The 14,763-nt window shown below is 66.2% G+C and carries 17 protein-coding genes; 15 read left to right on the top strand and 2 right to left on the bottom strand.

Annotation, left to right across the window (positions count from 1 at the left end; genetic code table 11):
* Positions 1 to 29: 29 nt before the first annotated feature.
* The 7 genes from secY to rplQ all read left to right on the top strand — a co-directional run bounded on the left by secY (position 30) and on the right by rplQ (position 6,264).
* Positions 30 to 1,367 (top strand): preprotein translocase subunit SecY, encoded by a 1,338-nt coding sequence (secY, locus tag Q0Q02_RS20540; RefSeq protein ID WP_293812269.1) that lies wholly within the window; start codon positions 30 to 32, stop codon positions 1,365 to 1,367.
* A 1-nt stretch (position 1,368) separates the two neighbouring features.
* Positions 1,369 to 1,962 (top strand): adenylate kinase, encoded by a 594-nt coding sequence (locus Q0Q02_RS20535; RefSeq protein WP_293812268.1) that lies wholly within the window; start codon positions 1,369 to 1,371, stop codon positions 1,960 to 1,962.
* 238 nt (positions 1,963 to 2,200) lie between these two features.
* Positions 2,201 to 3,400 carry an ABC transporter substrate-binding protein gene (locus Q0Q02_RS20530; protein ID WP_293812266.1) on the top strand — a complete coding sequence of 400 codons (1,200 nt, stop codon included), beginning with the start codon at positions 2,201 to 2,203 and terminating at the stop codon, positions 3,398 to 3,400.
* 349 nt (positions 3,401 to 3,749) lie between these two features.
* Positions 3,750 to 4,118 (top strand): 30S ribosomal protein S13, encoded by a 369-nt coding sequence (gene rpsM, locus Q0Q02_RS20525; RefSeq protein WP_112581136.1) that lies wholly within the window; start codon positions 3,750 to 3,752, stop codon positions 4,116 to 4,118.
* A gap of 115 nt (positions 4,119 to 4,233) precedes the next feature.
* Positions 4,234 to 4,623, top strand: coding sequence for a 30S ribosomal protein S11 (rpsK, locus tag Q0Q02_RS20520; protein ID WP_043237079.1), 390 nt, complete (start codon positions 4,234 to 4,236; stop codon positions 4,621 to 4,623).
* 94 nt (positions 4,624 to 4,717) lie between these two features.
* On the top strand, positions 4,718 to 5,734 hold the full coding sequence (locus Q0Q02_RS20515) for a DNA-directed RNA polymerase subunit alpha (protein ID WP_293812264.1): 1,017 nt from the start codon (positions 4,718 to 4,720) through the stop codon (positions 5,732 to 5,734).
* A gap of 113 nt (positions 5,735 to 5,847) precedes the next feature.
* Positions 5,848 to 6,264, top strand: a complete 417-nt coding sequence (rplQ, locus tag Q0Q02_RS20510) for a 50S ribosomal protein L17 (protein WP_061967384.1) — start codon at positions 5,848 to 5,850, stop codon at positions 6,262 to 6,264.
* A gap of 243 nt (positions 6,265 to 6,507) precedes the next feature.
* Here rplQ and Q0Q02_RS20505 read toward each other — a convergent pair whose 3' ends face one another.
* Positions 6,508 to 6,927: a BLUF domain-containing protein gene (locus Q0Q02_RS20505; RefSeq protein WP_293812261.1), complete on the bottom strand. Its 420-nt coding sequence runs from the start codon at positions 6,925 to 6,927 to the stop codon at positions 6,508 to 6,510.
* A 185-nt stretch (positions 6,928 to 7,112) separates the two neighbouring features.
* On the opposite strand from Q0Q02_RS20505, the gene Q0Q02_RS20500 reads away from it, so the two are divergent.
* The 3 genes from Q0Q02_RS20500 to Q0Q02_RS20490 are packed head-to-tail and all read left to right on the top strand — an operon-like array spanning position 7,113 to position 9,990.
* Positions 7,113 to 8,510: a Do family serine endopeptidase gene (locus Q0Q02_RS20500; protein ID WP_293812259.1), complete on the top strand. Its 1,398-nt coding sequence runs from the start codon at positions 7,113 to 7,115 to the stop codon at positions 8,508 to 8,510.
* A complete protein-coding gene (locus Q0Q02_RS20495; RefSeq protein ID WP_293812257.1) occupies positions 8,507 to 9,814 on the top strand; it encodes a replication-associated recombination protein A in 1,308 nt (435 codons plus the stop codon). Before Q0Q02_RS20500 ends, Q0Q02_RS20495 begins: the two co-directional genes overlap by 4 nt.
* 2 nt (positions 9,815 to 9,816) lie before the next feature.
* Positions 9,817 to 9,990, top strand: coding sequence for a hypothetical protein (locus Q0Q02_RS20490; protein WP_293812255.1), 174 nt, complete (start codon positions 9,817 to 9,819; stop codon positions 9,988 to 9,990).
* A 167-nt stretch (positions 9,991 to 10,157) separates the two neighbouring features.
* On the opposite strand, the gene Q0Q02_RS20485 is transcribed toward Q0Q02_RS20490, so the two are convergent.
* Positions 10,158 to 10,508: a hypothetical protein gene (locus Q0Q02_RS20485; protein WP_293812253.1), complete on the bottom strand. Its 351-nt coding sequence runs from the start codon at positions 10,506 to 10,508 to the stop codon at positions 10,158 to 10,160.
* A 116-nt stretch (positions 10,509 to 10,624) separates the two neighbouring features.
* Between Q0Q02_RS20485 and crcB the strand changes: the two genes are divergently transcribed.
* The 5 genes from crcB to Q0Q02_RS20460 all read left to right on the top strand — a co-directional run bounded on the left by crcB (position 10,625) and on the right by Q0Q02_RS20460 (position 14,509).
* Positions 10,625 to 11,008, top strand: a complete 384-nt coding sequence (crcB, locus tag Q0Q02_RS20480; RefSeq protein WP_293812270.1) for a fluoride efflux transporter CrcB — start codon at positions 10,625 to 10,627, stop codon at positions 11,006 to 11,008.
* A complete protein-coding gene (locus Q0Q02_RS20475) occupies positions 11,005 to 12,273 on the top strand; it encodes an RluA family pseudouridine synthase (protein WP_293812251.1) in 1,269 nt (422 codons plus the stop codon). The genes crcB and Q0Q02_RS20475 overlap by 4 nt, the downstream gene beginning before the upstream one ends.
* 266 nt (positions 12,274 to 12,539) lie before the next feature.
* Positions 12,540 to 12,878, top strand: a complete 339-nt coding sequence (locus Q0Q02_RS20470; RefSeq protein WP_293812249.1) for a hypothetical protein — start codon at positions 12,540 to 12,542, stop codon at positions 12,876 to 12,878.
* 68 nt (positions 12,879 to 12,946) lie between these two features.
* On the top strand, positions 12,947 to 13,624 hold the full coding sequence (locus Q0Q02_RS20465; protein WP_293812247.1) for an HAD-IA family hydrolase: 678 nt from the start codon (positions 12,947 to 12,949) through the stop codon (positions 13,622 to 13,624).
* A gap of 486 nt (positions 13,625 to 14,110) precedes the next feature.
* Complete coding sequence (locus Q0Q02_RS20460) at positions 14,111 to 14,509, top strand: hypothetical protein (RefSeq protein WP_293812246.1); 399 nt, start codon at positions 14,111 to 14,113, stop codon at positions 14,507 to 14,509.
* Positions 14,510 to 14,763: the final 254 nt, after the last annotated feature.

The raw sequence follows: 14,763 nt of genomic DNA, 5'->3' as shown, positions 1-14,763 counted from the left end.
GACCAGTTTGAGACCCAGGGACCGGACGCATGGCATCGGCGGCTGAACAGCTTGCGGCGAACCTCAATTTCGGGGCCTTCGCCAAGGCGGATGAACTCAAGAAGCGGATCTGGTTCACGCTGGGCGCGCTCGTCATCTACCGGCTCGGCACCTATATCCCGCTGCCCGGCATGAACCCGGATGCGGTGGCCGATCTGTTCCGCCAGACCCAGTCCGGCATGCTCGGCATGTTCAACATGTTCTCGGGCGGCGCGGTCGGGCGTCTCGCGATCTTCGCGCTGGCGATCATGCCGTACATCTCGGCCTCGATCATCGTACAGCTCCTCTCCAGCGTCATCCCGAGCTTCGAGACGCTGAAGAAGGAAGGCGAGCAGGGCCGCAAGACCCTGAACCAGTACACCCGCTACCTGACCCTCGTGCTGGCCGTGTTCCAGGCCTATGCGATCGGCGTGGGCCTGCAGGGCTCGGGCAATCTCGTGCTCGAACCCGGTCCGTTCTTCCTGCTCTCGACCACGATCACGCTGGTCGGCGGCACGATGTTCCTGCTCTGGCTGGGCGAGCAGATCACCAGCCGCGGCATCGGCAACGGCACCTCGATGATCATCTTCGCGGGCATCATCGCGGAATTCCCCTCGCAGCTCGCCCAGACCTTCGAACTCGGCCGCCAGGGCGCGATCTCGACCGGCCTGCTGCTCGGCGTGCTCGTCATGGCGGTCTGCGTGATCGCCTTCTGCGTGTTCATGGAGCGCGCGCAGCGCCGCCTGCTGATCAACTACCCGAAGCGCCAGGTCGGCAATCGCATGTATGAGGGCCAGACCTCGTTCCTGCCGCTGAAGCTCAACACTTCCGGCGTCATCCCGCCGATCTTCGCCTCGTCGCTGCTGCTGCTGCCGACGACCGTCGCGAGCTTCCAGCAGGCTTCGGGCGGCACCGGTTTCCTGTCGACGATGGCGACCTATCTCGCGCATGGCCGGCCGGCGTTCATGGTGCTCTACGCGGCGCTGATCATCTTCTTCTGCTTCTTCTACACCGCGATCGTGTTCAATCCGGTCGAGACGGCGGACAATCTCAAGAAGCATGGCGGCTTCATGCCGGGCATCCGCCCCGGCGAGCGGACCGCCGAGCATATCGATCGCATCCTCACCCGCATCACCGTTCTCGGCGCAGGATATTTGACGATCGTCTGCCTTATCCCCGAGTTCATGATCACCTATGCTCAGATCCCGATCATCCTCTTGGGCGGCACCTCGCTGCTCATCGTGGTGACGACGACGATGGACACCGTGGCGCAAGTTCACGGGCACCTGCTGGCCCATCAGTACGAAGGGCTGGTCAAGAAGGCCAAGTTGCGAGGAGCGCGGAGATAAGATGCGGTTGATTTTCCTGGGGCCGCCGGGGGCGGGTAAGGGCACTCAGGCGGCGCGCATCGTCGCGAAGCACGGTATTCCGCAACTCTCCACCGGCGACATGCTCCGGGCGGCCGTGGCCGCCGGCACGCCGGTCGGCCAGAAGGCCAAGGCCGTGATGGATGCCGGCGGGCTGGTCTCGGACGAGATCGTCATCGGCATCGTCGCCGACCGTATCGAAGAAGCGGATGCCAAGAAGGGCTTCATCCTGGACGGCTTCCCGCGGACGCTGGCTCAGGCCGAGGCGCTCGACGCGATGCTCGACGGCAAGGGGCTGAAGCTCGATGCCGTACTCGAGCTCAAGGTCGACCAGACCAAGCTCGTCGACCGCATCGTCCGCCGCGCCGAGGAGGCGAGGGCAGCCGGACAACCGGTGCGCAAGGATGATGATCCGGAGGTCTTCAAGACCCGGCTCGAAGCCTATAATCGCGATACGGCTGTCGTTGCTCCCTATTACGAGAAGCGCGGCCAGCTGACCGCGATCGACGGCATGCAGCCGATCGACAGCGTCTCGCAGGCGATCACCGACGCGCTTTCGGTGGCGGCGCAGGGCTGAGCCGCTTCCAGGCGAAGCTAATCCGAACCCGGGCGGGCCTCACGGTCCGGCCGGGTTTTTCGTTTTCGCGGTGCGCTTTTGCGCGGCTGCCTTTGCCTTTTCTCGCCCCGCCCGTGCGTTGACAGGCTCACGCCCGGCGGATGTGCTGGGGGCCAATCCGCGCGAAGCGGTGGCAAGCATCCGTCGACCGGAAGGCGAAGCGGCCTTCCGGTCCGGAGGCAGGACAGGGAGCAGGCGCATGACGAGGTTTGGTGCATTGCTGGTCGCGAGCACGCTGGCGCTGATGCCGGCGGCGGCGCGGGCGCAGGACGCCGTGAAGATCGGCGTCCTCAACGATCAGTCGGGTAATTATGCCGAGTTCGGCGGGTTGGGCTCGGTCGAGGCGGCGAAGATGGCGATCGAGGATTTCGGCGGTTCGGTGCTCGGCAAGCCGATCGAGATCGTCTCGGGCGACCATCAGAACAAGCCGGACATTGCCGTCGGGTTGGCGCGGCGCTGGTACGATGTCGACGGCGTCACCGCGATCGCGGACCTGACCAACTCCGCCGTTGCGCTGGGGGTGGCGGGCATCGCCAAGGAAAAGCAGAAGATCGCGCTCTATAACGGCCCGGCGACGACGCGCCTCTTCAACGAGGATTGCTCGCCGACCGGCTTCATGTGGACCTTCGACACAGCGACCTCGGCCAAGGGTACGGCGCTGTCGGTCCTGCGCGAGGGCGGCGACAGCTGGTACATCATCGCCGCCGACTACGCCTTCGGCCATCAGCTCACCGCGGATATCGAGTCGATCGTCAAGGCCAATGGCGGCAAGACGCTCGGCACGGTGCGCGCGCCGCTCTCGACGCCGGACTTCTCCTCGTTCCTGCTGCAGGCGCAGGCCTCCAAGGCCAAGATCGTCGCCTTCGCCAATGCCGGCACGGACACAATCAACTCGATCAAGCAGGCGGGCGAGTTCGGCCTGGTCGATGGCGGCCAGAAGCTTGCGGCGATGGTCGTGGTGCTGAGCGACGTGCACGGCCTCGGCCTCGACAAGGCCAAGGGGCTGATCACCACGACCGCCTATTATCATGACGCCGACAAGCCGAGCCGCGACTTCGCCGATCGCTATATGGCGCGGACCAAGAAGATGCCGGGCATGATCCAGGCCAGCGTCTATTCCTCGGTGCTGCATTATCTCAAGGCGGTGAAGGCGGCCGGCACGGCGGCGGGACCTGCGGTCGCGGCGAAGATGAAGGAGATGCCGGTCGAGGACTTCTATGCGCCGGGGGCAAAGATCCGGGAGGACGGCCGGCTGATGAACGATATGCTGCTGGTCGAGGCGAAGAAGCCCGCCGAATCGAAGGCGCCGTGGGATTACTTCAAGGTCGTGCGCAAGATCCGGGCGGCCGAGATCATCGCGCCGCTCTCCGAGAGCAAGTGCAGCCTGGTGAAGAAGTAAGGGGGCATCTGCGAGCGCGTCATTCCGGGTGCGGTTCCGCCGCTTGCCCGGAATGACGGAGCCCTTGTATAGCGATCGCGGCTACCGCCTTGACCTCGCAGCGCTTCGGCCGGTTCGCCGGCCTTGGCATGTTTCTTGGTTGCGACGGGTTGACTCGTTGCAACCAACAGGTTAACGAGCCGCCATCCGGTTTCATGGGAGCGATGCCGTTGCCTTCGCGAGAAGGGACGACGTCGCATTACCGCGTGGAGCCGTTCAACGTCCTGCATGAGCCGGCCTCCACCGGACGCAGGATTTTTCCCACCGCCGGGGTACCATCGGGTGCTTCGGCCGACATGGAGATGAGACCATGGCTCGTATCGCGGGCGTCAACATTCCCACCGGCAAGCGCGTCGTCATCGGCCTGCAGTACATCCACGGCATTGGCGCGGCCAAGGCCCAGGAGATCGTCGAGAAGGTCGGCATCGCGCCGGAGCGCCGCGTCAACCAGCTGACCGACGCCGAAGTCCTGCAGATCCGCGAGACGATCGACCGCGACTACCTCGTCGAGGGCGACCTGCGCCGCGAAGTCTCGATGAACATCAAGCGCCTGATGGACCTCGGCTGCTATCGCGGCCTGCGTCATCGCCGCTCGCTGCCGGTCCGTGGCCAGCGCACGCACACCAACGCCCGTACCCGCAAGGGCAAGGCGAAGCCGATCGCCGGCAAGAAGAAGTGATTTCGGTGGGCCGGTAATCCGGCCCGCTGTCTATACGCCGGCTGGTCCGCTTTTGGGCCGCCGGCATCCCCAGCGCCTGGCATGACGGGCGCGCCTGAAGGATGGAAGAAGAGATATGGCCAAGGAAGCCCAGCGCGTCCGTCGTCGCGAACGCAAGAACATCGTCTCCGGCGTCGCGCATGTGAACGCCTCGTTCAACAACACCATGATCACCATCACCGACGCGCAGGGCAACACGATCTCGTGGTCGTCGGCCGGCACGATGGGCTTCAAGGGCTCGCGCAAGTCGACCCCCTATGCCGCTCAGGTCGCCGCCGAGGACGCCGCCCGCAAGGCTGCCGAGCACGGCATGCGCACCCTCGAGGTCGAGGTGACCGGTCCGGGTTCGGGCCGCGAGTCGGCTCTTCGCGCCCTCCAGGCCGCGGGTTTCACCGTGACCTCGATCCGCGACGTGACGCCGATCCCGCACAATGGCTGCCGTCCGCGCAAGCGCCGTCGCGTCTGACGCCTGACGTGGTTAGCCCAGGGCGCCCGCAGGGGCGGGCGCCTGTCCGGGGCGGCGGTGGCCGCCAGATGAATTCAGCACCAGGAGTGCGGTCGTGATCAGCAAGAACTGGCAGGATCTTTCCAAGCCGAACAAGCTCGAAGTGAAGGTCGGAGACGACCCGAAGCGTCAGGCCACCGTGATCGCGCGCCCGCTCGAGCGCGGCTTCGGCATGACGCTCGGCAATGCGCTCCGTCGCGTGCTGCTGTCGTCGCTCCAGGGCGCGGCCGTGACCGCCGTCCAGATCGACGGCGTCCTCCACGAGTTCTCCTCGATCCCGGGCGTCCGTGAGGACGTCACCGACATCGTCCTCAACATCAAGGCCGTCGCGGTCAAGATGCAGGGCGAAGGTCCGAAGCGCATGACCTTGCGCAAGTCCGGCCCGGGCACCGTCACTGCCGGTGACATCAACACCATCGGCGACGTGTCGATCCTCAACCCCGAGCTCGTGCTCTGCACGCTGGACGACGGGGCCGAGATCCGCATGGAGTTCACGGTCAACACCGGCAAGGGCTATGTCCCGGCCGAGCAGAACCGCCCCGAGGACGCGCCGATCGGCCTGATCCCGGTCGACAGCCTGTACTCGCCGGTCAAGAAGGTCTCCTACCGCGTCGAGAACACCCGCGAGGGCCAGAACCTCGACAAGGACTCGCTGACGCTGGCGATCGAGACCAACGGCTCGGTCACACCCGAGGACGCGCTGGCGCTCGCCGCCCGGATCCTGCAGGACCAGCTCGCGGTATTCATCACCTTCGAGGAGCCGCGCAAGGAAGAGGCCGTCTCGACCGCGCCGCAGCTGCCCTTCAACCCGGCGCTGCTCAAGAAGGTCGACGAACTGGAGCTCTCGGTCCGCTCGGCCAACTGCCTCAAGAACGACAACATCGTCTATATCGGCGACCTCATCCAGAAGTCCGAGGGCGAGATGCTGCGCACCCCGAACTTCGGCCGCAAGTCGCTGAACGAGATCAAGGAAGTGCTGGCGACCATGGGCCTGCACCTGGGCATGGACGTCCAGGGCTGGCCGCCGGAGAACATCGAAGAGCTCGCGAAGCGCTTCGAGGAGCACTACTGAGTTTAACGGCGCGGGACGCATCCCGCGCCAACCCCGCCCGGCTCACAAGAGCCGGAGCATAACGAACGGCCGTACCGTGGCACGGCGGCCGTAAGCAACGAAGGAGCCAAACAATGCGTCACGGTTTCCGCGGTCGTCGTTTCAACCGCTCGGCCGAGCATCGCCAGGCGATGTTCGCCAACATGGCCCAGGCCCTGATCAAGCATGAGCAGATCACCACCACCCTGCCGAAGGCCAAGGACCTGCGTCCGGTCGTCGAGAAGCTGATCACCCTCGGCAAGCGCGGCGACCTGCACGCCCGCCGTCAGGCGATCGCGCAGATCAAGGATGTCGAGCTCGTTGGCAAGCTCTTCGCGGTCCTCGGCCCGCGCTACAAGGAGCGCAACGGCGGCTATCTCCGCATCATGAAGGCGGGCTTCCGCTTCGGCGACAACGCTCCGATGGCGATCATCGAGTTCGTCGACCGCGACGTCGACGCCAAGGGCAAGGATTCCGGCCCGGTCTTCACGGCGGAAGACGAAGCCGCCTGATCGGCTTTTCAGACTGAATTGGAAAAGGCGGTCCTTCGGGGCCGCCTTTTTTCTTTTGGTCGGGATCAGGAGGCGTTTCCTGGAGCTGTTTTCGGCCCGACGGATCCAGCAGGTCGTCATTGCGAGGCGCGAAGCGACGAAGCAATCCAGGAAGACTGGGTCAAGGCGTCCAACCCAGTCTCCTGGATTGCTTCGCTGCGCACGCAATGACGGTTCAGTCCGGAGCGTGTTATTCACGGAGCTTCAAGCAGGCCGCCCGGCAAGCTCCCCGGCGAGGTCGACGAGTGTCTCCAATGGTTGGGCGTGGAGATCGGCCTCCGGCGTGACGCCGTAGAGGCCGAAGATGAAGCTGGTGGTCTCGTCGCGCTCGGCGATGCCCATGGTCCAGCCTGCGAAGGAGCGGGCGGCGATGGGCTCCTCGACCAGCACCCGAAGCTCCGCATGGCGCGGATCGACCACGATCCGGCCATAGGTCTGCGCCACGCTCTCGCGCGGTCCTTCCAACACCTGAGCGAAGGCGCCATCCGTCGCCAACAGGAAGCCGGTGATGCCGTTCTGGTCGTTGAAGCGGCGCGCGCTCGACAGGATACTGTCGAGTTCCGTGCGGCGATTGGCATCGACGAGCCGGCTCTTGCTGGCGTACACAAGCCGAATCGGGCTCATCCTGCTCTTCCTATCCGGCCGGGAAAGGCCATATCGGGGTTGGGGATGCGGCTGCGGGAACCGCAGCGCTTCGCATGGGTATAGCGCGGGCCACGCCTGAACGGGAAACGTCGCGCCGGCACTTTTGTTTCTGAACGAGGATGAGCATGATCCACCGCCCCGCACCACATCGGAAGACCCTGGCCATGGCAGCCCTCGCTGGCGCCCTGTTGGCCGGCGTGGCGCCGTGGCCGGCGCTCGGCCAGGCCCGGCAGGTGCCCGAGACGCGCGAGCAGGTGACGCTTTCCTTCGCGCCGCTGGTCAAGCAGACGCAGGCCGCGGTCGTGAACGTCTATGGCGCGCGCGTCGAGAAGCGTCCGCAGAACCCCTTCATGGATGACCCGTTCTTCCGCCGCTTCTTCGGCGATGGCGGTTTCGGCGTGCCGCGCGAGCGGGTGCAGCGCTCGCTCGGCTCCGGCGTGATCGTCGATGCCGCCAGTGGGCTCGTGGTGACGAACAACCACGTCATCGAGAACATGAGCGAGGTGAAGGTCGCCTTCGCCGACAAGCGCGAGGTCGAGGCCACGATCCTGCTGCGCGATCCGCGCACCGATCTCGCCGTGCTCAAGCTCGCCGAGGCCAAGAATCTGACCGCGATCGCGCTGGCCGATACCGACGAACTCCAGGTCGGCGACATCGTGCTCGCCATGGGCAATCCCTTCGGCGTCGGCCAGACGGTGACGCAGGGCATCGTCTCGGCCTTGGCCCGCACGCAGATCGGCGTCGGCGACGCGCAGTCCTTCATCCAGACCGATGCGGCGATCAATCCGGGCAATTCGGGTGGTGCGCTGATCGACATGAAGGGCCGCGTCGTCGGCATCAATACCGCGATCTATTCGCGCTCGGGCGGCAGTGTCGGCATCGGTTTCGCCATTCCTTCGGCGATGGTGCGGCTCGTCGTCGACAGCGCCAAGGCCGGCGTCAAGACGGTGAAGCGCCCCTGGTTCGGGGCGCGCTTGCAGAGCCTGACCGCGGAGGTTGCCGATGGGCTCGGGCTCGATCGGCCGGCCGGCTCGGTCGTCGCCAGCGTGGTCGACAAGGGGCCTGCCGATCAGGCGGGCCTCAAGCGCTCGGACGTCATCCTCTCGGTCGACGGCGCCAATGTCGACGATCCGGAATCCTTCGGCTATCGCTTCGCCACCCGGCCGATCGGCGGCACGACGATGCTGACCGTCCTGCGCGGCGGCAAGCGCATCTCGATCCCCGTGAAGCTCGTCGCCGCGCCGGAGACGCGGCCACGCGACATGGTGAAGCTGACCAGCCGCTCGCCGCTGGCCGGCTTGACGGTCGGCAACCTGTCGCCGGCGCTGGCCGAGGAACTCTCGATCGACACGGGCAACGAGGGCGTCGTCGTCAGCGAGGTCGAGGAGGGCAGCACCGCCGCCAATGTCGGCTTCCAGAAGGGCGACCTGATCATGGCGCTGAACGGCGAGCGCATGACCAATTCGCGCGAGGTCGAGGCGATCCTGAAGGACCGCAAGCGCGCCTGGGAGGTGACCATATCCCGCGGCGGCCAGACGATCACCTCGGTCTTCCCAGGGTGAGCGACCTGTTCTCGGCCTCCGGGCTGGACAAGTCCGGCCCGCGTCCGCTTGCCGATCGCTTGCGGCCGACGACGCTGGCCGAGGTCGCAGGCCAGGAGCACCTGACCGGGCCGGACGGAGCCCTGACGCGGCTCGTCGCCTCCGGCACGGTCGGCAGCCTGATCTTCTGGGGGCCGCCCGGCACCGGCAAGACCACGGTAGCGCGGCTGCTCGCCGGGCTGGTCGATCTCGGCTTCGAGCAGATCAGCGCGATCTTCTCGGGGGTAGCCGATCTCAAGAAGGTGTTCGAGGCCGCGCGCGGGCGCCGGCTCGGCGGCCGGGGCACGCTGCTCTTCGTCGACGAGATCCACCGCTTCAACCGCGCCCAGCTCGACGCTTTCCTGCCCGTCATGGAAGACGGCACGATCACGCTGATCGGAGCGACGACCGAGAACCCGTCCTTCGCGCTCAATGCGGCTCTGCTGTCGCGGGCACGCGTGCTGACATTCAAGTCTCTGGACGAGGGCTCGCTGCTCTTCCTGCTCGGCCGGGCCGAGGTTCTGGAGGGCAGGGAGCTGCCGCTGACGCCGGAGGCGCGGCTGGCGCTGGCGCGCTTTGCCGATGGCGACGGGCGCGCCGTCTTGACGCTGGCCGAGGAGATCTGGCGTGCGGCGAAGCCCGGCGAGGTTCTCGACGAGCATGGCCTGTCGGATGTCATCCAGCGCCGCGCGCCGATCTACGACAAGGCGCAGGACGGCCACTACAACCTGATCTCCGCCCTGCACAAGACGATCCGCGGCTCCGATCCGGACGCGGCGCTCTATTATTTCGCGCGCATGCTCGATGCCGGCGAGGACCCGCGCTTCCTGGCGCGGCGGCTGGTGCGAATGGCGGTGGAGGATATCGGGCTGGCTGATCCGCAGGCGCTGCTGCATGCCCGTGCAGCTGCGCAGACCTACGAGCAGCTTGGCACGCCCGAGGGCGAGCTCGCGCTGGCCAATTGCGTGATCTATCTGGCGACAGCGCCGAAATCGAACGCGGCCTATACCGCCTACAAGGCGGCGGTACGGGTGGCGAAGGAGCGCGGCTCCCTGACGCCGCCCAAGACCATCCTCAACGCGCCGACCAAGCTGATGCGCGAGGAGGGCTACGGCGCCGACTATGCCTATGACCATGACCAGCCCGACGCCTTCTCCGGCCAGAACTATTGGCCGGACGCGCTCGGCCGGCAGCGCTTCTACGATCCGCCCGAGCGCGGCTTCGAGCGTGAGATCCGCAAGCGGCTCGACTATTGGGAACGGTTGCGGCAGGAGCGGGGAGACTAGACATGCAATTGCTGGCGCGCCTGCTCCTGATCGTGCCCTCGATTATTGCGGGCTGGTTCGTCTCGAAGGACGATGTCTCCTACTGGGTCGTGGCCTTCGCCATCGCGCTGGTCTTCATCGCGCTGACCATCGCCTTCGAGCTCTATGTGCATCCCTGGTTGAGAAGGCGCGGCTGAAATCTGCTTCAGTTTACGGAAACGCGCCGTTATCCCGGACAAGTCGCGAAGCGACGCCGATCCGGGATCCATCGTAGAGCGCGGCGCCTTACGATGGATCCCGGGGCAAGCCCGGGATGACGGCGTGATTCTGAGTCCAATCAAAGACTTCCGGCGGCGGGCGACTCTCAGCTGCGGCAGGTGAACGGCAGGAAGGTGCCGGACATGCCGCTGTTCATCGCCATCAGCACGAGCCGGTTGGCGAGGTCGAGCTCTTCCTTGCTGCGGGCGCAGACCTCGGCGCGGGCCTGGCAGTTCGACGCGAGGAAGGCGTCGTGGCTGGCGAGGAATTCCGCGCTCAGGCCCTTCTTGCCGAGATAGGCGATCGACTGGTCATAGGCCTTCCTGTAGCGGTTGCACTTCTCCGTCGGCCAGTCCGTGCCGCCGTTCTGCTGGGCGAGGGCGGCGGTGCTGGCGACGATGACCGTGACCATGACGGCAGCCAGGCCGGCCTTGCCGATTCGAGATTGAAGACCCATCGTTTCCATCCCCGTCGCAATCATAGGGCCTGTTCCTGATGTCCGGCTGGACGGAAGCCGTGCAATTGCGGCGGATTTCGTTTGTGCAAGGCGGCGGCGCGCTCTATTCCACAGCGATGATTTCCACCGCACTCGTTTTCCTGGGCGCCGGCATCGGCGGCGCGATGCGTCACGGCATCAATGCCGTCTCGCCGCGCTGGTTCGGCATGGGCTTTCCCTATGGCACCATGGCCATCAACATCATCGGCTCGGCCCTGATGGGGCTGGTCGCCGGCTGGTTCGCCTTCCGCGCCGGCGAAGGCGTGCCGCAGCACATGCGCCTCTTCCTGGCGACGGGCATTCTCGGCGGCTTCACCACTTTCTCGGCCTTCTCGCTCGATGCCGTCCTGCTCTGGGAGCGTGGCCAGGCGGTGCTGGCGGGCACCTATGTGATCGGCTCGGTCGTGCTGTCGCTGGCAGCGCTGATCGGTGGCCTCGCGATGATGCGGAGCATGTCATGAAGACGGGCGGCAAAGGTCCCGGCGGCAAAGGTCCCGGTGGTAAGGGCCCCGGAAACAAGGGCAGCGGCGGCGCTTCGCGTGGCGGCAAGCCGCCAGCGGCAGGTGCGCCGCGCGGCAAGCGGCCGAGCCATGACGCTCGCCGTCGCGCTGCGGCGCGTCCGGCCGGCAGCGAGGAGCGCGTGCAGCGCTCGCCGCGCCCGCGGCCGGCCGAGGAGGCTCCCAAGCCGACCCGTGCGCAAGTCAAGGCCGAGACGGCGCAGGTGCTCTCGACCGGCGTGCAGCAGCTCGTGGTGACGGCTGACGAGAACGAGATGCGGATCGACCGCTTCCTCGAGGCGCGTTTCCCGCAGCTCTCCTTCAGCCATATCCAGCGCATCGTCCGGAAGGGCGAGTTGCGGGTCGATGGCAAGCGGGCCGACAGCAAGGACCGGCTGAGCGAAGGCCAGGCCGTGCGCATCCCGCCGCTGAGGCTGGAGGAGCAGGCGGAGCGGCCGCGCTCGGCCAAGGCCGATGCCGACACGATCGGCTTCCTGCGCTCGATCACGCTCTACGAGGACGACGACGTCATGGTCCTCAACAAGCCGGCGGGGCTTGCCGTGCAGGGCGGTTCGGGCACGACGCGCCATGTCGACCAGATGCTGGAAGCGCTGACCGGCAAGGACGGGCAGAAGCCGCGCCTCGTCCATCGCCTCGACAAGGACACGGCCGGCTGCCTCGTCATCGCCAAGTCGCGCTTTGCGGCGGCGACGCTGGCCAAGACCTTCCGCTCGCGCGCGGCCCGCAAGGTCTATTGGGCGCTGGTCGTCGGGGTGCCGCGCGTCCGCCAGGGCCGGATCTCGACCTATCTCGCCCGCGAGGAGGCCTATGACGGCGACCAGCGCATGGCCGTCGCCAAGCATGGCGAGGACGGCGCGATGCATGCCGTGACCTATTACGCGGTGGTCGAGACGGCGGCGCAGAAGCTCGCCTGGCTCTCGCTGAAGCCGGTGACCGGGCGCACGCACCAATTGCGCGCCCACACGACCCATATCGGCCACCCGATCATCGGCGATCCCAAATATTTCAACATCCAGAACTGGGAATTGCCCGGGGGCATCCAGAACAAGCTGCACCTGCTGGCGCGGCGGATCGTGCTGCCGCATCCGCGCGGCAAGGGTACGATCGACGTCAGCGCGCCGCTGCCGCCGCATATGCGCCAGAGTTGGAACCTGCTCGGCTTCGATGACGCGCCCTACGACCCGATCGTCGAGGCGCCGGACGAGTGACGCCTCTCTTGCCTCTCCTTGGGGGATGACGAAACGTAAGAGAACAGTTGCGGAACAAAACGCTTTCTGTTCTAACTATGTTCTCGTCATCGGAGGGGCTGACCATGCGTTCGCTAATGATCGTTTCCGCCTTCGTTCTCGGCTTTTGCGGAACTGCTCAAGCGCAGAGCACTGCACCGGCCAGGGCACCCGCGCCTACCACCATCGCAACCTCGGCGGATGAGCCGATCCCGCGGGCCGAGCGCGCCAAGGCCCGACAGGATTGCGTGTCCGAGAACATCGCGCTGACCGGCGATGACCTGCGCGCGGCGATGCGGATCTGCATGCAGGGCAAGTTCCCGGGCGTGCAGCTTTATGCCCGCGACGGCGTTACCCGCGACGGCAAGCCGACGGCGGTGGCAGCGCGGGCCGCCTGCAAGGACGAGGTCGACGGGCGCAAGCTGGAGAGTTCGGAGCGGATCGCGGCATTGACCGCCTGCTTCAACGGCAAGCGGCCGGACCTTGCCCAACGTTCGGAATGCCGCAAGGAAGCGCGGGCCAAGGGGCTCGACGGCGCGGACCTGCGCAAGGCAGTCGATGCCTGCGCCCGCGAGGCCAAGGGCTGAGCCATGCGGGATGACGCCATGCCGGGCTTGCAGTGGATCGCCCGGGCGATCCGGGCTAAAGCGTCGGCATGGACCTCATCATCTTCGATCTCGACGGCACGCTGATCAATTCCGAGGCGATCATCCTCGGCGCGCAATACGAGACCTTCCGGCGCTGCGGGAGGGCTCATCCAGGTCGCGAGGCCGGGCTCGGCATCGTCGGTCTCAGCCTGGACATCGCGCTGGCGCAACTCGCCGGCATCGCCGAGCCCGACGATGTGCTGACCGAGACCTATCGTCAGGTCTTCAGTGCGATGCGTGTGCAGGCGGAGAGCGATCGATCGCTGGACGAGCCGCTATTTGCCGGTGTTGCGGAAACGCTGGCCGAGCTGAAGCGCCAGAGCGGGCTGAAGCTCGGCATTGCCACTGGCAAGTCGCGCAAGGGGGCCGATTTCATCGTCGCCCGGCACGGCTGGCAGGGCCTGTTCGATACGGTGCAGTCGGCGGACGATGCGCCCTCGAAGCCGCATCCCGGGATGATCCAGCGGGCGATGGCGGAGACGGGCGCGGCGCCGGAGCGCACCGCGATGGTCGGCGACAGCTCCTTCGATATCGAGATGGCGGTGGCTGCCGGCGTGGTGCCCGTCGCCGTGTCCTGGGGCTTCCAGCCGGTCGAGAAGCTCGTTTCGCTCGGCGCCCGGCATGTCCTGCGCGAATTCCCGGAGCTGCCGGCGGCGCTGGGGCTGCCGAAGGCTGTAGCGGCTTAGGGCGCTGCCGAAAACGGATCGATGTTTCTTCGATGCATGCCCTCGTCATTCCGGGGCGTGCCGTAGGCACGAACCCGGAAACCACGACCGGGTGAGAAGCATTCGATGCCTCGTTGCAAGCGCCCCTCCTAGTCGTAGGTTCCGGGTTCTTCGCTGTGCGAAGCCCCGGAATGACAAGGGTCGTTCTGATTGAGAACGGCTGATAGCCCCGACTGGATGGATAGCGGGCGGCTACAGCGGCTTGTCTGAAAGCCCCCGTCCGGCGATGTCCGCGTCACCCGCAGTAACATCCTCGCAACCAAACCGACTCAGTTCCGTTTAACCTGAATAACCGTTCAGATTTTCGCGTTAACCACCTGATGCCGAGGCGGGGTGCATGGTGTTCCCACAGCAGGGACGTACCGGCACACAACAACGCCGGACAGGGGTTCGAACATGATGGATCATGAGCTTCGTGAATTCGTCGATCGCGTGATGGATCGTCGCATGATCGACGAAGAAGACGTCAAGATGCTTCAGCGGAACATCTTGAGCGACATTGTCATCACGCGGGACATCGTCGATGTTCTCGTCGCGCTCGACCGGGCCGTGCCGCAAAGCTGCAAGGCCTATGCGGATTACATGGTGGCGCTGGTCGTCGATTTCGCCGTCTGGGAGAATCGCCCGACCGGCGTGATCGACCGCGACAAGGCGCATTGGCTGGTCACGACGCTCTCGGCCGGCGAGGGGCCGACCGCCACCGCCCAGCGCATCGCCAACGAGATCGTTCGCGAAGCCGAGCATTGCGACGAGACGCTGCTCGCCTTTGCTTTCGCCAAGGGTTCCGCGAAGGCGGTGGTCCGTGCCGGCGTCGGTGCCGCGCCGCGTGTCCTGCTCGCAAGCTGAGCCAAGCGTCATTCCCGGGTCTGACTCGGGATCTCGGGTCGGAGCAGCTATCGGGAGGGGCTCTTCCTGTGAGAGAGGCCCGGCTTGGATTCTGGCATGAGGTGACGGGTATGCGCCCCTCTGACGGGGCATGGCGCCCGGACCTGTGCATCCTTGCACAACGGCTTGGCCGATAGCCGACTTTCGCAGCGGTGGACGACAGTTGCGGCATCCCATAGACCCCGGCTATTGCAGTCTGGTCTGAAGCCGGGAGT

It is taken from the genome of uncultured Allobosea sp., assembly GCF_945956895.1.
Taxonomy (GTDB): domain Bacteria; phylum Pseudomonadota; class Alphaproteobacteria; order Rhizobiales; family Beijerinckiaceae; genus Allobosea.
This window is presented reverse-complemented; position numbering and strand designations above follow the sequence as displayed.

Bases quoted from the DNA above. Each gene is read 5' to 3' on its own strand.
- rplQ (WP_061967384.1), top strand. From the start codon at position 5,848: ATGCGTCACGGTTTCCGCGGTCGTCGTTTCAACCGCTCGGCCGAGCAT.
- secY (WP_293812269.1), top strand. From the start codon at position 30: ATGGCATCGGCGGCTGAACAGCTTGCGGCGAACCTCAATTTCGGGGCC.
- Q0Q02_RS20460 (WP_293812246.1), top strand. From the start codon at position 14,111: ATGATCGACGAAGAAGACGTCAAGATGCTTCAGCGGAACATCTTGAGC.
- Q0Q02_RS20530 (WP_293812266.1), top strand. From the start codon at position 2,201: ATGACGAGGTTTGGTGCATTGCTGGTCGCGAGCACGCTGGCGCTGATG.
- Q0Q02_RS20485 (WP_293812253.1), bottom strand. From the start codon at position 10,508: ATGGGTCTTCAATCTCGAATCGGCAAGGCCGGCCTGGCTGCCGTCATG.
- Q0Q02_RS20505 (WP_293812261.1), bottom strand. From the start codon at position 6,927: ATGAGCCCGATTCGGCTTGTGTACGCCAGCAAGAGCCGGCTCGTCGAT.
- Q0Q02_RS20500 (WP_293812259.1), top strand. From the start codon at position 7,113: ATGGCAGCCCTCGCTGGCGCCCTGTTGGCCGGCGTGGCGCCGTGGCCG.
- rpsM (WP_112581136.1), top strand. From the start codon at position 3,750: ATGGCTCGTATCGCGGGCGTCAACATTCCCACCGGCAAGCGCGTCGTC.
- Q0Q02_RS20535 (WP_293812268.1), top strand. From the start codon at position 1,369: ATGCGGTTGATTTTCCTGGGGCCGCCGGGGGCGGGTAAGGGCACTCAG.
- Q0Q02_RS20475 (WP_293812251.1), top strand. From the start codon at position 11,005: ATGAAGACGGGCGGCAAAGGTCCCGGCGGCAAAGGTCCCGGTGGTAAG.
- rpsK (WP_043237079.1), top strand. From the start codon at position 4,234: ATGGCCAAGGAAGCCCAGCGCGTCCGTCGTCGCGAACGCAAGAACATC.
- Q0Q02_RS20490 (WP_293812255.1), top strand. From the start codon at position 9,817: ATGCAATTGCTGGCGCGCCTGCTCCTGATCGTGCCCTCGATTATTGCG.
- Q0Q02_RS20465 (WP_293812247.1), top strand. From the start codon at position 12,947: ATGGACCTCATCATCTTCGATCTCGACGGCACGCTGATCAATTCCGAG.
- crcB (WP_293812270.1), top strand. From the start codon at position 10,625: ATGATTTCCACCGCACTCGTTTTCCTGGGCGCCGGCATCGGCGGCGCG.